Raw genomic sequence first — 15,718 nt, 5'->3', positions numbered from 1 at the left:
TCTCGGACCATGCGACGGCACACCATCGACCCCCGCCCCGGCTGGCAGCAGACCGTGGAGGCGCAGGGCCTGATCTACCCGCTCACCCGCTTCCCCGACGACTCGCTCCGCCCGTACTGGGACGAGAGCGCGTACTACGAGTTCTCGCTGCCCGAGGTCGAGGCGCTGGAGGACGTCGTCGAGGAACTGCACCGGATGTGCCTGGCCGCGGCCGCGCACATCGTGGAGCAGGGCCGGTTCGCCGACCTCGGCATCGACGACCCGCGGCTGGCCCGGCTGGTCGCCGAGTCCTGGCGCCGGCGCGAGGAACTGCCTTCCCTGTACGGCAGGTTCGACCTGCACTACGACGGCAGCGGTCCGGCCAAGATGCTGGAGTACAACGCCGATACGCCCACCTCGCTGGTCGAGGCCGCCAGCCCTCAGTGGTTCTGGATGGAGGAGCGGTTCCCCGGCGCCGACCAGTGGAACTCCCTGCACGAGCGGCTGGTGGCGGCCTGGAAGCGGCAGGCGCCGCTGCTGCCGCCGGGTGCGCCGCTGCACTTCGCGCACTCGTCCGGTGACGAGCTGGGCGAGGACCTGATGACCGTCGCCTACCTGGAGGAGACGGCGCAGCAGGCGGGCCTGGAGACGATCTCGATCTCCATGGAGGACATCGGCTGGGACCGCCTCTCCGGACGCTTCGTGGACCAGCGGCTGCGCTTCATGCGCGCCTGCTTCAAGCTGTATCCCTGGGAGTGGCTGGCCACCGACGGCTTCGGGCCGCAGGTCCTGGACACCCTCGACAACGGCGGCGGCACGGGCAGCACCCTCTGGATCGAGCCGGCCTGGAAGATGCTGCTCTCCAACAAGGCGCTGCTCGCCGTCCTGTGGGAGCTCTACCCCGGCCACCCGAATCTGCTGCCGGCCTACCTCGACGGGCCGCGCGAGCTGGCCGGTACCCGCGGTTACGCCACCAAGCCGCTGCTCGGCCGTGAGGGAGCGGGGGTCACCCTGCACGAGCCGGGCGCGGAACCGGTCCTGCGCGGGCCCGACGACCCTTGCTGCTACCAGGAGTTGGCGCCGCTGCCGGACTTCGACGGCAATCGCGTGGTGCTCGGCGCATGGGTCGTCGAGGACGAGGCGGCGGGGCTCGGCATCCGGGAGTCCTCCGGGCCCGTCACGGACGAGTACGCCCGCTTCCTGCCGCATGTGATCCTCTGAGCCCGCGGGGCGCCCGCGGCAGCCGGGACGGGGCGCGCGCCTGAGACGGGGCGCGCACCGTCCGGCGGACGGTGCAACGAGCGGCCGGGGCTTCGGCCCGCCGACCGCCCGCTGCGCATGGCGCCCCCGTCAGCCACGGGGCCGCGCTCGGGTCGCCCGGCGCCTCCTGCCGGGCTACGCCCCCAGCACCTCCCGCAGCTGCGTCAGTCCCCAGTCCAGATCCTCCTTGCTGATCACCAGCGGCGGCGCGATCCGGATCGTCGCGCCATGGGTGTCCTTGACCAGCACCCGGCGTGCCATCAGCTGCTCCGAGACGGCCCGGCCGCTACCGCGCGACGGATTGATGTCCACCCCCGCCCACAGGCCGCGCCCGCGCACCGCGTCCACCGCGCCGCCGCCCACCAGCAGCCGCAGCTCACCGTGGAGATGATCGCCGAGCTCCGTGGCGCGCTGCTGGAACTCACCGGACCGCAGCATCGCGATGACCTCCAGAGCCACCGCGCAGGCGAGCGGGTTCCCGCCGAACGTCGAGCCGTGCTCGCCCGGCGCGTACACCCCGAGCACCGCACGGGACGACACCACCGCCGAGACCGGCACCACCCCGCCGCCCAGGGCCTTGCCCAGTACGTACATGTCGGGGACCACGCCCTCGTGCTCGCAGGCGAACGTCCGGCCCGTGCGCCCGAGCCCGGACTGGATCTCGTCGGCGATGAACAGCACGTTCCGGCTGCGCGTCAGCTCCCGCACGCCCTGCAGATAGCCCGGCGGCGGCACCAGCACACCCGCCTCGCCCTGGATCGGCTCCAGCAGCACCGCGACGGTGTCCTCGTCCACCGCCGCCTCCAGGGCGGCCAGATCGCCGTACGGGACGATCTCGAAGCCGGGGGTATAGGGGCCGAAGTCGGCGCGGGCCTCGGCGTCCGTGGAGAACGAGACGATGGTCGTGGTCCGGCCGTGGAAATTGTTGTCCGCGACGACGATCTTCGCCCGGCCGTCCGGGACGCCCTTGACCTTGTAGCCCCACTTGCGTGCCGTCTTCACCGCCGTCTCGACGGCCTCCGCACCGGTGTTCATCGGCAGGACCATGTCCATCGCGCACAGCTCGGCGAGCTGCGTGCAGAAGTCGGCGAACCGGTCGTGGTGGAAGGCCCGGGAGGTGAGCGTGACCCGCTCCAGCTGCGCCTTGGCGGCATCGAGCAGCCGGCGATTGCCGTGCCCGAAGTTGAGCGCGGAGTACCCGGCGAGCATGTCCAGATAGCGCCGGCCCTCCACATCCGTCATCCAGGCACCCTCTGCGGAGGCCACGACGACCGGAAGCGGATGGTAGTTGTGCGCACTGTGGGCTTCGGCGGCGGCGATGCTGCGTTCCGTGGACGACACCGGTGACTCCGTTCCGTAGACCTTCCGGGAGGCGAGCGGTCTCGCGCCCCTATCCATTGTCGCGCGGGCGGTTTGCGAGGAAACCTTCCGGCGATGGCCGCTTTCCGCCCGGCACGCGTGCGGGTTGTCTAGACTCGGCGGCGTACACCGCGACTGGCGCACGGGGAAGCGACCCCGAGGGAGCGGTGCGCGGACACCATCACGAGGTGCCGCCCGCCTGGGCACCCGGGACCGACCGGACCACCGATCGACTGCCCCGGAGGACGCCATGACGCTTCCCCTTTCCCCTTCCGCATCCGCTTCCCCCTCGCCTTCCGTCTCCCATCCCGCGCTGACCGCCGCCGACCCCGAACTGGCCGCGCTCGTCGGCGCGGAGGAGCGGCTCCAGGCCGACACCCTGCGGCTGATCCCCAGCGAGAACTACGTCTCCGCGGCCGTGCTGGAGGCCACCGGCACCGTCCTGCAGAACAAGTACAGCGAGGGGTACGCGGGCCGTCGCTACTACGAAGGCCAGCAGAACATCGACCGCGTCGAGACGCTGGCCGTCGAGCGCGCCAAGGCCGTCTTCGGTGTCGAGCACGCCAACGTCCAGCCCTACTCCGGCTCGCCCGCCAACCTCGCGGCCTATCTCGCCTTCGCCGACCCCGGCGACACCGTGCTGGGCATGTCGCTGCCGATGGGCGGCCACCTCACGCACGGCTGGGGCGTCTCGGCGACCGGCAAGTGGTTCCACGGCGTGCAGTACGGCGTCCGCGCCGACACCGCCCGCATCGACTTCGACGAGGTGCGCGACCTCGCCCGCAAGGAACGCCCGAAGATCATCTTCTGTGGCGGTACGGCCGTGCCGCGCACCATCGACTTCGCCGCCTTCGGCGAGATCGCCCGTGAGGTCGACGCGGTCCTCGTTGCCGACATCGCGCACATCGCCGGGCTGATCGCGGGCGGCGCCCACCCCTCACCCGTCCCGCACGCCGACGTCGTCTCCACCACCACCCACAAGACGCTGCGCGGCCCCCGCGGCGCGATGCTGATGTCCCGCGCCACGCATGCCAAGGCCGTCGACAAGGCCGTCTTCCCCGGCCTCCAGGGCGGCCCGCACAACCACACCACCGCCGCCATCGCGGTCGCCCTGCACGAGGCCGGCCTGCCCTCCTTCCGGGACTACGCGCACGCCGTCGTCGCCAACGCCAAGGCGCTCGCCGAGGCGCTGCTCGCCCGCGGCTTCGACCTGGTGTCCGGCGGTACGGACAACCACCTGGTGCTGATCGACCTCACGTCCAAGGACGTGCCGGGCAAGGTCGCCGCGAAGGCGCTGGACCGGGCCGGCATCGTCGTCAACTACAACACCGTCCCGTTCGACCCCCGCAAGCCCTTCGACCCGTCCGGCATCCGGATCGGCACGCCCTCGCTGACGTCCCGGGGCCTGGGCACCGACCGCATGCCGCTGGTCGCGGAGTGGATCGACCGCGCGGTGACGGCGGCCCACGCCGGTGACGAGGACGCCCTCGCCGTCATTCGGGGCGAGGTCACCGAGCTGATGGCCGGCTACCCGGCGCCGGGACTGCCGATCGGCTGACCTGCGACGGTGGGCCCGCCGGCCGCCCGGCGGGCCCACCCGAACGCCGGCTGCCGCCCGCTTCGCGGACCACGCGGCGGCGCCGCCCGGGGACCTGAGACAATCAGTGCCATGGCTCTCGATCGTCCGCGTGTCCTGTCCGGTATCCAGCCCACCGCCGGTTCCTTCCACCTCGGGAACTACCTCGGCGCCGTGCGCCAGTGGGTGGCCCTGCAGGAGTCCCACGACGCCTTCTACATGGTGGTCGACCTCCACGCGATCACCGTTCCGCAGGACCCCGCCGAGCTGCGCCGCAACACCCGCGTCGCCGCGGCCCAGCTGCTGGCCGCCGGCCTCGACCCGGAGCGGTGCACGCTCTTCGTCCAGAGCCATGTGCCCGAGCACGCACAGCTCGGCTGGGTCATGAACTGCGTGACCGGCTTCGGCGAGGCGTCGCGGATGACCCAGTTCAAGGACAAGTCGGCGAAGCAGGGCACGGACCGCACGACGGTCGGGCTGTTCACCTACCCCGTGCTGATGGTCGCCGACATCCTGCTCTACCAGGCCAATCAGGTCCCGGTCGGCGAGGACCAGCGCCAGCACCTGGAACTGACCCGCGACCTCGCGGACCGTTTCAACAGCCGCTACGGCGACACCTTCACCATCCCCAACCCGTACATCGTCAAGGAGACGGCGAAGATCTTCGATCTTCAGGACCCGTCGATCAAGATGAGCAAGTCGGCGTCCTCGCCCAAGGGCATCATCGACCTCCTCGACGAGCCGAAGGCCACCGCGAAGAAGATCAAGAGCGCCGTGACGGACACCGACACGGTGATCCGCTTCGACCGCGAGGCGAAGCCGGGGGTCAGCAACCTCCTGACGATCCTCTCCACGCTCACCGGTACGGCCGTCCCGGAGCTGGAGAGCGCGTACGAGGGCAAGGGGTACGGCGCTCTCAAGACCGATCTGGCCGATGTGATGGTCGATTTCGTCACACCCTTCCGGGACCGTACGCAGGAATATCTGGACGACCCCGAGACGCTGGACTCGATCCTGGCCAAGGGTGCGGAGAAGGCCCGCGCGGTGGCCGCCGAGACCCTCGCCACCACGTATGACCGGCTCGGATTGCTGCCGGCGAAGCACTGACGCGGCGCCCCGCGAGGCCGGTTCCGACCGGCCTCGCGGAGGGCCGGGAGGCCGTCGCCTCGCGCGCGGAGGCCCAAGGTCCTGGCTATAACAGGACTGATGACGCTCCCCGCCCGGGGCGCGCACCCGGCACACTGATAGCGGCGCCCTTCAGCGCCGCAGGAACATCCGGAGGGAGAACGCAGTGGGGACCGTAACGCTGGGCGTTTCGATCGCGGTCCCGGAGCCTTACGGAAGCTTCCTGCAGAGGAAGCGCGAGGGCTTCGGGGACCCCGCCGCACACGGCATCCCCACGCACATCACCCTCCTCCCGCCGACGGAGGTCCCCGTCGAGGCGCTGCCCGGCATCGAGCGCCACCTCGCCGAGGTCGCGGCCTCCTTCCGCCCCTTCCCCCTCCGCCTGGAGGGCACCGACACCTTCCGGCCCCTGTCGCCGGTGGTCTTCGTGAACCTCGCCGAGGGGGAGGCGGCCTGCACCGCGCTGCAGGCCCGGATTCGCACCGCGTCCGGCCCGTGCGCCCGTGAACTGCAGTTCCCATACCACCCGCACGTCACGGTCGCCCACGGCATCGCCGAGGAGGCGATGGACCGCGCCCAGGCCGAGCTCAGGGACTTCTCCGCGACGTGGACGATCGGCGGGTTCGCGCTCTACGAACAGGGCGCCGACGCGGTGTGGCGGCTGGAGCGGGAGTACCCCTTCGGCCCGCAGACGGCCGGCGTGCCGCGCCAGGCCGCCGACCTCTCCCGGCCGCCGGCCCCTTCCTGCTAGCTCCGGCTCCTTCCCGGGCGGCGCCGTCACTCCGGCCGCCGCCGCGCCTCACATCGGCAGGCGACGGAACACCGCGCGCGGCGCATGCCGCAGCGCCGACATCACATACCGCAGCGCGCCCGGCACCCACACGATCTCCGCGCGCCGCCGCAGCCCCTCCTCGACCGCCTCGGCGACCGCCTGCGGCGTGGTTGCCAGGGGCGCCGCCGGCAGCCCGGCCGTCATCTTGGTGCGGACGAAGCCGGGCCTGACGACCATCACGTGGACCCCGCTGCCGTGCAGGGAGTCGCCCAGGCCCTGGGCGAAGGCATCCAGGCCGGCCTTGCTGGAGCCGTAGACGAAGTTCGAACGGCGCGCCCGCTCGCCGGCCACCGAGGACAGCACGACCAGCGAGCCGTGGCCCTGGCTCCGCAGTGCCTGGCCGCAGATCAGGGCCGCGGACAGCGCGCCCGTGTAGTTGGTCCGGACGACCTTGAGGGCCTGCGCGGAGTCGTTCTCGTCGCGAGCCTGGTCGCCGAGCACCCCGAACGCCAGCAGCACCATGTCGATGTCCCCCTCGGCGAAGATCTTGCCGAGGGTCTCTTCGTGCCGGTTGGTGTCCAGCGCGTCGAACGGGACCGTGCGGACGTCGGCGCCCAGGTCCCGCAGCCGTCCTGCGGACTCCTCCAGCGCGGGGGAGGGGCGGCCGGCCAGCCAGATGGTGCGGGTGCGGCGGGCGGCGAGGCGGGCGGCGGTGGCCAGCCCGATCTCGGAGGTGCCGCCGAGGACGAGCAGGGACTGGGGGGCGCCGAAAGCGTCTTTCATGACGGGTACGTCCTTCACGGTGGGCGGGACGGATGGGGGATGGACGTCTGGCGCGGGACGGGGCCCGCCGGGCCGCGTCCTAGAGGCCGAGCCGGCGGGCGAGGTCCGAGGTGAAGACCCCGTGCGGGTCCAGCTCCGCGCGCAGGGTGCGGAAGGCGGGCAGTCCGGCGTACATCGCGGACAGCAGCTCCGGGCGCAGCCGCGAGTCCTTCGCCAGGTAGACCCGCCCGCCCGCCGCCGCGACCTCCTCGTCCAGCTCGTCGAGGAACGCGCCCAGGCCCGGCAGCCCGGCGGGGATGTCCAGGGCCAGCGTCCACCCCTCGGTGGGGAAGGACAGCCAGCCCGGCCCGGCGGGGCCGAAGCGTTTGAGCACGGCGAGGAAGGACGGGCACCGGCGGTCCCCGATGCGGTGCACGATGCGGCGCAGCGTCTCCTCCTGCCCGTGCCCCACCACGAACTGGTACTGGACGAAGCCGCCGCGGCCGTAGATCCGGTTCCAGTGCGGTAGGCCGTCCAGCGGATGGAAGAACGCGGACAGCCGCTGCAGCTCACCGGTCCGGCGGCGGGGCGCCTTGCGGTACCAGAGCTCGTTGAACAGGGCCACGGCCGGACGGCTGAGCAGGCCCTCCGGCAGATGGCGCGGTGCGGGCGGCAGCCGGCCGGGCCGGAAGGCGAGCGGGTCGCGCCGCGCGCGGGGGCCGAGGGCTGCGGCCGGGGCGTGGTCGCCGCGGGTGAGCACCGCGCGGCCCCGTGACCGGCCGCGGGCGAGCAGGTCGATCCAGGCGACGGAGTAGCGGTAGCGGTGGTCGGTGGCCGTCAGCCGGGCGAGCAGGTCGTCCAGGTCCGTGGCGCGCTCGGTGTCGACGGTCATCAACGAGGTTTCCACCGGCAGGAGTTGGATGACCGCACCGAGGATGACGCCGGTCAGGCCCATACCGCCGGTGGTGGCGTCGAACAGGTCGGTGCCGGGGGCGACGGTGCGGACCTCGCCGTCCGCCGTGAGCAGCTCCAGGGACCGTACGTGGCGGGCGAAGGAGCCGGCGCCGTGATGGTTCTTGCCGTGGATATCGGCGCCGATCGCCCCGCCGACCGTCACGAAGCGGGTGCCGGGTGTCACCGGTACGAACCAGCCCAGCGGCAGCAGCACCTGCATCAGGCGGTGCAGGCTCACCCCGGCGTCGCACGTCACCACCCCGGCCTCGGCGTCGATGGCGCGGATCCGGTCCAGCCCGGTCATGTCCCAGACGGTGCCCCCGGCGTTCTGCGCGGCATCGCCGTACGCCCGCCCGAGCCCGCGTGCGATGCCGCCGCGCGGGCCGCACTCCCGCACCGCGGTCACCGCGTCCGCCGCGGAGGCGGGGCGGACCAGGCGGGCGGAGGTGGGGGCGGTGCGGCCCCAGCCGGTGACGGAGCCGACGGGGCCGGTAGCCGGGCCGGCCGAGGAGCCCGCGGAGCCGGCCGGGACGGTGGGGGGCGGGGGCGCGGAGGTCACGTCAGGCGGCATGCCACCGACCGTAGTGCCGGGGATCAGGTGATAAGCGGCTATTGCTCCAGCCTGCGCCCGCTGCTCGCCGAAAAGAGTGATTAATGGTGTGTCCGGGCTAATCGTGAGGAAAGTCTTCCGTCGGGCAGTGAGAGTCGAAGAGGCATCACCGCACCGGCGAGAGCGCGTGCCCGTATCCGTACGGGGACCGAGCCCGCGGCGCCCCTCCGCACCGACAACAGGCACCGACACAGGCACCGCCATACAGGCACCGACACAGGCACCGACGTACCGGCACGACGTACAAGCACCGGCCCCAGGCCATCGTCCTCGACGAGCTCACGGATGCGTACGCACCGTCCGCACCGTACGGATCGGATAGAGGTGACCCCGCTGTCTCCCGAAGGTCTCGACCACCGACTGCTCGTGGCGCTGCGCGACTGCGGCGCCGACGCTCGGGTCGCCGCCGTCGCCCGCGCCCTCTCCCGCGGCGGCGAGCACGGCGCCCTGTGGCTCGCCGCCGGCCTCGCGGGCGCCGCGGCCGACCGGCCCCGGCGCCGCACCTGGCTGCGCGGTACGGCCCTGATCGGCGGCGCGCACCTGGCGAGCATGGCTCTCAAGCGGGCCGTACGCCGCCCCCGCCCCCGCCTGGCCGACCTCGCCCCGCTCGTCCGCACCGCGGGCGAGCACTCCTTCCCCAGTTCCCACGCCACCTCGGCCGCCGCCGCCGTGGTGGCGCTCGGCGCGCTGCGGCCCGCGGGCGCGGCGCTGCCCGTGCTGGCCGCGGCCGTCTGCGTCTCCCGCATCGTCGTGGGCGTCCACTACCCGACCGACGTCGTGGCGGGTGCCGCACTGGGCGCCCTGACCGCGCGGGCGGGCGCGGGCTGGATGCGCGCGGCCGGACCGGCCTCCCCGGGCGGTACCCATGGCTGAGCGCAGCACCCTCCTGGAGGAGCAGCCGCCGAGACCCGGCGAGTCGGCCACCCCGCCCGCCGCGACCGCCCACCGGTCGCGCTGGGTGGCCCTGCCGCTGGGCCTGCTGCGCACCACCCGGCCGCGCCAGTGGGTCAAGAACCTGCTCGTGGTGGCCGCGCCGGCCGCCGCGGGCGACCTCTTCCGCCGCCAGACGCTGAGCCAACTCGCGGTGGTCTTCGTCCTGTTCACGGCAGCCGCGGCCGCGGTCTACCTGATCAACGACGCGCAGGACGCGGCGGCCGACCGGGCCCACCCCGACAAGTGCCGCCGCCCGGTCGCCGCGGGCGACGTCCCCGTGGCGCTGGCGTACGCCGCCGGAGGGCTGCTGGCGATCCTGGTGCCCTTGGCCGCGGCCGTGCTGTGCAACGCCGCGACCGCCGCGCTGATCGTCGCCTACCTCGTGATGCAGCTGGCCTACTGCGTCAGCCTCAAGCACGTCCTGGTCGTCGACCTCGTCGTCGTCACCAGCGGCTTCCTGATGCGGGCGATGTCCGGCGGGCTGGCGCTCGGCATCCCGCTCTCCCGCTGGTTCCTGATCACCGCGGGCTTCGGCGCGCTGTTCATGGTCTCCGCCAAGAGGTACTCCGAGGCTCTCCGGGCGACCGGAGAGAAGGGGCAGACCCGCGCGCTGCTGCGCGAGTACACCGAGGGCTATCTGCGCTTCGTCTGGCAGCTCGCGGCCGGCGGCGCGGTCCTCGCGTACTGCCTGTGGGCGCTGGAGAGCGGCAACAGCGCGGACGTGCTGCCCTGGCGGCAGCTGTCGATGGTGCCGTTCATCCTCGCCGTGCTGCGCTACGCCGTCTTCGCCGACCGCGGCACGGCCGGCGCGCCGGAGGACGTCGTGCTGCGGGACCGGACGCTGGCCGTCATCGGCGTGGTGTGGCTCGGGATGTACGCCATGGCCGTCGCGGACGTATGAGCGAAACGCCCACCGCCGCTCCGCAGCGCGAGGAGCCCGGGAGCGGCGCGCCGGCCCGCCGCGGGCTGCTCGCCGAGATGGCCGGCTTCGCCGTCGCGGGCTGCTGCGCGTACGCCGTCGACCTCGGACTGTTCCTCTGGCTGCGGGGCCCGGCCGGCCTGGGCCCGCTCACCGCGAAATCGCTGTCCTTCCTGGCCGGTTGCACGGTCGCGTACGCGGGCAACGCGGTCGGCACCTACCGGGGCGCCACCGCGGGCACGAGCCGGCTGCGGCAGGCCGCGGTCTTCCTCGCGGTGAACCTGGCCGGCGCGCTGGTCCAACTCGCCTGCCTCGGCGTCTCGCACTACCTGCTCGGCCTGACCTCACGGCGCGCGGACGTGGTCTCCGGTGCGGGAATCGGCATGGCCCTGGCTACCTGCCTGCGTTTCTGGGGTACACGGAGGCTAGTGTTCCGCATCTCCCGGGGCACCCGCCCGTAGGACGAGAAGGGCATGAGGCGCGAGAGGGGAACGCCATGGACCGGCTGAGCAAGCTGCCGGTGATCGGACCGGCCGCGACCTGGCTGATGACCACGCACCTCTGGCGCGCCTACGAGCGGATGCTGCGCGTCCACTGGACCCGGCTCGCCGCCGCGATCACCTTCACCAGCTTCGTCGCGCTCTTCCCGCTGCTCACCGTCGCCGCCGCCATCGGCGCCGCACTGCTCAGCGAGAGCCAACTGCACACCCTCCAGGGCAGGCTCGCCGAGCAGATCCCCGGTATCTCGGGGCAGCTCGACCTCGCCGGCTTCGTCGACAACGCCGGCACGGTCGGCCTCATCGCCGGTGCCGCGCTGCTGCTCACCGGCATCGGCTGGGTCGAGGCGCTGCGCGACTGCCTGCGCGCGGTGTGGGAGAAGGACGACGAGGGCGCCAACTTCTTCGTCAGCAAGCTGCGGGACGGAGCACTGCTGCTCGGCCTCGGCGGCGTCGCCCTGCTCTCGGTCGGCTGTTCGATCTTCGCGAGCTCCGCCGTGGGCAAGGCCGCCGACGCGATCGGTCTGCCGCAGGGCGGCATCGGCAGCAGCCTGCTCGCCGCCGCCGGCTTCTGCATCGCCGTGCTCGCGGACTTCCTGCTGCTCGTCTACGTCCTGACCAAACTGCCCGGAGCCGAACCCCCGCGCCGCGCCGTCGTGGTCGCCGGCCTCATCGGCGCCATCGGCTTCGAAGTGCTGAAACTGCTGATCAGCGGCTACCTCCAGGGCGTCGCCTCAAGGAGCATGTACGGCGCCTTCGGCACCCCGATCGCACTTCTCCTGTGGATCAATTTCACGGCGAAGCTGCTGGTGTTCTGCGCGTCCTGGACGGCGACGCAGCACCCGGACAGCGAGGCGGCGGGGGAGGAGACCGAGGCCGACGGGGGCTCGGGGAGCACGGCGGCCCCCGCGGTCGACGACACACCGTCAGACGGCGCACAGGGCGCACACGGCGGCGCGTCCGGCACCGCAGCCGACGGCTCCGCGGGCGGGCGCCCCGGCACCTCGGCCGACCGTCGGCTGCGGACGTAGCGCGCGGCAGGGCCCCGGGAGCCGTAGCGGGCCGACCAGCTGAGGCCGGCCCCGGGCGCCGCGGAGCCCGCCACCCGGGGGCCGAAGGGACCGCGCACCGTCCCGGCCGGCCCCCGGCTCCGGCTCGCCCGGCTCACTTCCGGCGGCGGCCCCGTACGAGGTCCGGCAGCGGCCAATGACGGTGGACACCGGCCGCCAGGATGCCCAGCAGCACCACGGCGCCGCCCATGAGCGCCACGGCGGTCCAGGCACCGCCCGAACCGTTCGAGGAGTCCAGCGCCGCCTGCGTGTGGTCCTGCCCGCCCTTCACGTTCTTCTTGTCCGCGCCGACCTTGGCCGCGTCGCCCTCTTCGCTGCGGGGTCCGACCAGCCGCCCGACCGGCTCCACCTTGGGGGCCGCCGTGAAGCCCCAGTCGAGGAGCTTGGCCGCCTCCCGGTAGGCCTCGTTGTGCTCCTTCTTCTCCGGGTTCATGACCGTGACGAGGAGCTTGCGGTCGCCGCGCTGGGCCACGCCGGTGAAGGTCGCCCCGGCATTGGTGGTGGAGCCGTTCTTCACACCCGCCATGCCGGGGTACGGCTTGATGTCGAAGTCACCCACCAGCAGGCGGTTGGTGTTCTGGATCCCGAAGCTCTTCCGCTTGCCGCCCTTCCCCGCTTCGGCCGGGAACTGCGCGGTGGGCGTCGAGCAGTACTCGCGGAAGTCGGCGTTCTGCAGGCCCGCCCGGGCGAACAGACTCAGGTCGTACGCGCTGGAGACCTGGCCCGGCGCGTCGTAGCCGTCCGGCGTGACGACGTTGGTGTCCGTGGCGTTCAGTTCCTTGGCGCGCTGCTGCATCTGGGCGACGGTGGTCTTGGTGCCGCCGTTCATCGCCGAGAGCGTGTGCACCGCGTCGTTCCCGGAGCGCAGGAAGACACCGAGCCACAGGTCATGGACCGAGTAGGTCAGGTTCTCCTTTATGCCCACGAGGCTGCTGCCCTCGCCCATGCCCGCGAGGTCGGCCGGCTTGACCTTGTAGTTCTGGTCCTTGTGGAACTTCGGGATGAGCGTGTCGGCGAAGAGCATCTTCAGCGTGCTGGCCGGGGCCAGCCGCCAGTGCGGATTCTTCGCGGCCAGGACCTTGCCGGACTCGGCGTCGGCCACGATCCACGAACGGGCCGTGAGCTGGTCGGGCCCCGGCAGCTTCGGCGCCCCGGCCTTCAACCGGACCTGGACACCGGGCGCACCCAGCCCTTTCCCGCCGACCTGCGACATCTTCGCCGGCGGAGCGGGCGCCGCGGGAGGCTTGGGACCGTCCTGCGGATCGGCGTACGCGGTGCCGGCCAGCAGCAGCGGCGACACCAACAGCGCGGAAGAAGCCAGCGCGGCGGCGGTACGCACGGGGAACGCCGTGCGCACCGGGGCGGCGCCGGTGGTGGGAGTAGGGACAGCCGTGGAAGCAGAGAAGGTCATCGGCACGTCGGTGAACGTACCCGTCCCGGGCCGTGTCGCCGCCGGTACCCCACGGAAGAGTGCCCCTGCCGACCGCCGGATGGAGGCTCTGCCCATACTGGAACTCATGAAGCTCTCTCGCCCCGTCTCCTGGTTCCTGCTCGCCTTCGGGGTCTGGAGCTGGTTCATCTGGATCACTTTCGTCAAAAACCTCTGGAACGACGGGAGCGGACTCGCCTTTGACGACGCGGGTGACCCGACCGCCTACTTCTGGGTCCATCTGGTGCTCGCCGTGACGTCTTTTCTCTTGGGGACGGCGATCGGCGTGATCGGGTTCCGTGGAGTGCGGGCTCTGCGCCGCCGGCCGGCCGACGACACGCCGGACGGCACGCCCGAGCAGCCCTCCTCATCCTCGCCGTCCGCCTCCTGAAGACCTCCGGATGTAAACCTGCAGACCTGACTCTCTGCGGACCTGCCTCCTGGCGGACCTGCCTCCTGCGCAACGGACACTGAATAACGGACACGTGGAGTAGCCGTGATCTTCGCCCTGATCGTGGTGCCGGTCATCGGACTGTTCTTCGGCGTGCACCGCTACCTCTGGTGCCGGCTCGTCCGCGACACCACCGCACCCGGCAGCCGGCTCCGCCGCGCCGGCACCGTGGCCGCCTACGTCCTGCCCCTGACGGCCTTCGGAGCCCTCCTCTCCAGCCGCTCCGGCGCACCCCTGCCCGTCCAGCAGGCCCTGGCCTGGCCCGGCTACCTCTGGCTGGCCCTGGTGCTCTACCTCACCCTGGCCCTGCTGGTGGGCGAAGTCGTCCGGCTGGTCTGGCTGCGGGCGTCCGGGGTGCCGCGGGGGCGTGGCGGCGGGCCTCGGGGGCGCGCCGGGGCGAGCGCGGACGAGGCAGCTGAGGGTGAACGCCGGACGGTTCGCAGCGAGCCCACCGACGAGGAGGCTGCCGAGCCGGGTGACGGAAAGGACGCCGCCACCGCGGGTGACCGGCAGGGCGAAGCGGCCGAGCCGGACGGGCGGGTGGAGCCCGCTGCCCCGCCCGCCCCGCAGGACCAGGGCCCGACCCTGCTCCCGCCCGGCACCTCCGCCCTGCCGTCCCGGCCCGCCCCACCCCGCCGTGTCTTCATCGCACGGGCGGTCGCGGCGGGCGCGACCCTCGCCGCCACGGCCACCGTCGGCTACGGCGCCGCGACGGCGCTGCGTACCCCGCGGATCAAGCGCGTGACCGTACCGCTGGCCAAGCTGCCGCGCGCCGCCCACGGCTTCCGGATCGCCGTCGTCAGCGATATCCACCTCGGCCCCGTCCTCGGCCGCGGGCACACCCGGCGCATCGTCGAGGCGATCAACCGCACCGGCCCCGACCTGGTGGCCATCGTGGGCGACCTGGTGGACGGCGACGTCGCCGAACTCGCCCCCGCCGCCGCGCCCCTGCGCGACCTGCACGCGCGGCACGGCGCGTACTTCGTCACCGGCAACCACGAGTACTACTCGGGCGCCGCCCAGTGGGTAGACCACGTAAGGGAGTTGGGCGTCCACCCGCTGGAGAACGCGCGCACCGAACTCCCCGGCTTCGACCTCGCGGGCATCAACGACCTCGCCGGCGAGCCCGAACACCAAGGCCCGGACTACGCACGCGCGTTGGGCGGCCGGGACACCGCCCGCCCCGTCGTCCTGATGGCCCACCAGCCGGTCACCATCCACGACACCGTGCGCCACGGCGTGGACCTCCAGCTCTCCGGCCACACCCACGGCGGCCAGATGTGGCCCGTCACCTACATCGCCGAGGCCACCAACCCCACCAACGCCGGCCTGGCGCGCTACGGCGACACCCAGCTCTACGTCACCCGCGGCGCCGGCGCCTGGGGCCCACCCGTACGCGTGGGAGCACCACCGGACATCACGATCGTCGAACTGGCCTCGCTGCGAGCGTGATCGTCTCGGACCGGTTGCGTAGTGTTGGTAACAACCGCTCTACAAATCCGGTGCCCATCTGACGCAAAATCGGACTAGTCCCGACATTCGATCTTGCAGTCGAGGGCGTCAACTCCCTACTCTTTATTGACTTTACGTTGCCCTTACCGTGGCTTCGCGGGCGGCGCGAAGGGGACGGGCAGGGCACGCGGGGAACGGGGAGAGCAGATGGCTGAGCGGTTCAAGGTCGACCTCGACGAGCTGGACGGCGTTGTACGTCAGCTGAAGCGCCTTCAGGGCGATATGGACGAACCGAGCCAGAAGGTGAAGTACAGCACGAACATCCCGAAGTCCGCATTCGGGGGCGAATTCATCGAGCGAGGCAAGCTCGCCAACGCCCACGACCAGATGCAGGGGTACATGACCGACGTCATCACTGCCCTGCAGGACCTCATCCGTGACTTCGGGGACAAGACGGAAGCCAGCCGCGGCGCGTACGAGGACCAGGAGCACAACGCCAAGACCTCGATGAACGGCTGAGCCACGCACGATGTACGCACGACAGATGGTGATGAGGACGAAGGGGGGCCT

The 15,718-nt window shown here is 72.3% G+C and carries 15 protein-coding genes and 1 riboswitch; of the genes, 11 read left to right on the top strand and 4 right to left on the bottom strand.

From position 1 onward, the window contains the following. Positions 1 to 9: 9 nt before the first annotated feature. Positions 10 to 1,200, top strand: coding sequence for a glutathionylspermidine synthase family protein (locus QOM21_RS14350; protein ID WP_407550286.1), 1,191 nt, complete (start codon positions 10 to 12; stop codon positions 1,198 to 1,200). Between the two features lie 174 nt (positions 1,201 to 1,374). Here QOM21_RS14350 and rocD read toward each other — a convergent pair whose 3' ends face one another. Then, complete coding sequence (rocD, locus tag QOM21_RS14345) at positions 1,375 to 2,580, bottom strand: ornithine--oxo-acid transaminase (protein ID WP_407550285.1); 1,206 nt, start codon at positions 2,578 to 2,580, stop codon at positions 1,375 to 1,377. A 139-nt stretch (positions 2,581 to 2,719) separates the two neighbouring features. Then, positions 2,720 to 2,810: riboswitch (ZMP/ZTP riboswitch) on the top strand. A gap of 38 nt (positions 2,811 to 2,848) precedes the next feature. Here rocD and glyA point away from each other — a divergent pair. The 3 genes from glyA to QOM21_RS14330 all read left to right on the top strand — a co-directional run bounded on the left by glyA (position 2,849) and on the right by QOM21_RS14330 (position 6,050). Further along, positions 2,849 to 4,156: a serine hydroxymethyltransferase gene (gene glyA, locus QOM21_RS14340; protein ID WP_407550284.1), complete on the top strand. Its 1,308-nt coding sequence runs from the start codon at positions 2,849 to 2,851 to the stop codon at positions 4,154 to 4,156. A 111-nt stretch (positions 4,157 to 4,267) separates the two neighbouring features. Continuing rightward, a complete protein-coding gene (trpS, locus tag QOM21_RS14335; protein ID WP_407550283.1) occupies positions 4,268 to 5,281 on the top strand; it encodes a tryptophan--tRNA ligase in 1,014 nt (337 codons plus the stop codon). Positions 5,282 to 5,465: 184 nt separating this feature from the next. Beyond that, a complete protein-coding gene (locus tag QOM21_RS14330) occupies positions 5,466 to 6,050 on the top strand; it encodes a 2'-5' RNA ligase family protein (RefSeq protein WP_407550282.1) in 585 nt (194 codons plus the stop codon). Positions 6,051 to 6,098: 48 nt separating this feature from the next. Here QOM21_RS14330 and QOM21_RS14325 read toward each other — a convergent pair whose 3' ends face one another. Together QOM21_RS14325 and QOM21_RS14320 are read right to left on the bottom strand one after the other, a co-directional pair. Then, positions 6,099 to 6,854, bottom strand: a complete 756-nt coding sequence (locus tag QOM21_RS14325) for a decaprenylphospho-beta-D-erythro-pentofuranosid-2-ulose 2-reductase (protein WP_407550281.1) — start codon at positions 6,852 to 6,854, stop codon at positions 6,099 to 6,101. A 79-nt stretch (positions 6,855 to 6,933) separates the two neighbouring features. Continuing rightward, positions 6,934 to 8,358, bottom strand: coding sequence for an FAD-binding protein (locus QOM21_RS14320; RefSeq protein ID WP_407550280.1), 1,425 nt, complete (start codon positions 8,356 to 8,358; stop codon positions 6,934 to 6,936). 324 nt (positions 8,359 to 8,682) lie between these two features. Here QOM21_RS14320 and QOM21_RS14315 point away from each other — a divergent pair, with 324 nt between their 5' ends. From QOM21_RS14315 to QOM21_RS14300, 4 genes are all read left to right on the top strand, one after another. After that, a complete protein-coding gene (locus tag QOM21_RS14315) occupies positions 8,683 to 9,270 on the top strand; it encodes a phosphatase PAP2 family protein (RefSeq protein WP_407550279.1) in 588 nt (195 codons plus the stop codon). Then, positions 9,263 to 10,231: a decaprenyl-phosphate phosphoribosyltransferase gene (locus QOM21_RS14310; protein ID WP_407550278.1), complete on the top strand. Its 969-nt coding sequence runs from the start codon at positions 9,263 to 9,265 to the stop codon at positions 10,229 to 10,231. Before QOM21_RS14315 ends, QOM21_RS14310 begins: the two co-directional genes overlap by 8 nt. Before the next feature lie 77 nt (positions 10,232 to 10,308). Continuing rightward, on the top strand, positions 10,309 to 10,710 hold the full coding sequence (locus QOM21_RS14305) for a GtrA family protein (RefSeq protein WP_407555672.1): 402 nt from the start codon (positions 10,309 to 10,311) through the stop codon (positions 10,708 to 10,710). A 35-nt stretch (positions 10,711 to 10,745) separates the two neighbouring features. Next, positions 10,746 to 11,777, top strand: a complete 1,032-nt coding sequence (locus QOM21_RS14300) for a YihY/virulence factor BrkB family protein (protein ID WP_407550277.1) — start codon at positions 10,746 to 10,748, stop codon at positions 11,775 to 11,777. A gap of 133 nt (positions 11,778 to 11,910) precedes the next feature. Here the strand turns inward: QOM21_RS14300 and QOM21_RS14295 are convergent, their stop codons facing one another. Next, positions 11,911 to 13,227: a D-alanyl-D-alanine carboxypeptidase family protein gene (locus QOM21_RS14295; RefSeq protein WP_407550276.1), complete on the bottom strand. Its 1,317-nt coding sequence runs from the start codon at positions 13,225 to 13,227 to the stop codon at positions 11,911 to 11,913. A 106-nt stretch (positions 13,228 to 13,333) separates the two neighbouring features. Here QOM21_RS14295 and QOM21_RS14290 point away from each other — a divergent pair, with 106 nt between their 5' ends. The 3 genes from QOM21_RS14290 to QOM21_RS14280 all read left to right on the top strand — a co-directional run bounded on the left by QOM21_RS14290 (position 13,334) and on the right by QOM21_RS14280 (position 15,667). Continuing rightward, positions 13,334 to 13,636 carry an SCO4848 family membrane protein gene (locus tag QOM21_RS14290; protein WP_407550275.1) on the top strand — a complete coding sequence of 101 codons (303 nt, stop codon included), beginning with the start codon at positions 13,334 to 13,336 and terminating at the stop codon, positions 13,634 to 13,636. A 105-nt stretch (positions 13,637 to 13,741) separates the two neighbouring features. Continuing rightward, entirely contained in the window at positions 13,742 to 15,148 is a 1,407-nt protein-coding gene (locus QOM21_RS14285) for a metallophosphoesterase (RefSeq protein WP_407550274.1), read from the top strand. Between the two features lie 207 nt (positions 15,149 to 15,355). Next, on the top strand, positions 15,356 to 15,667 hold the full coding sequence (locus QOM21_RS14280) for a hypothetical protein (protein ID WP_407550273.1): 312 nt from the start codon (positions 15,356 to 15,358) through the stop codon (positions 15,665 to 15,667). Positions 15,668 to 15,718 lie beyond the last annotated feature (51 nt).

This window comes from Streptomyces sp. Pv4-95, assembly GCF_045782725.1.
Lineage (GTDB): Bacteria > Actinomycetota > Actinomycetes > Streptomycetales > Streptomycetaceae > Streptomyces.
This window is presented reverse-complemented; position numbering and strand designations above follow the sequence as displayed.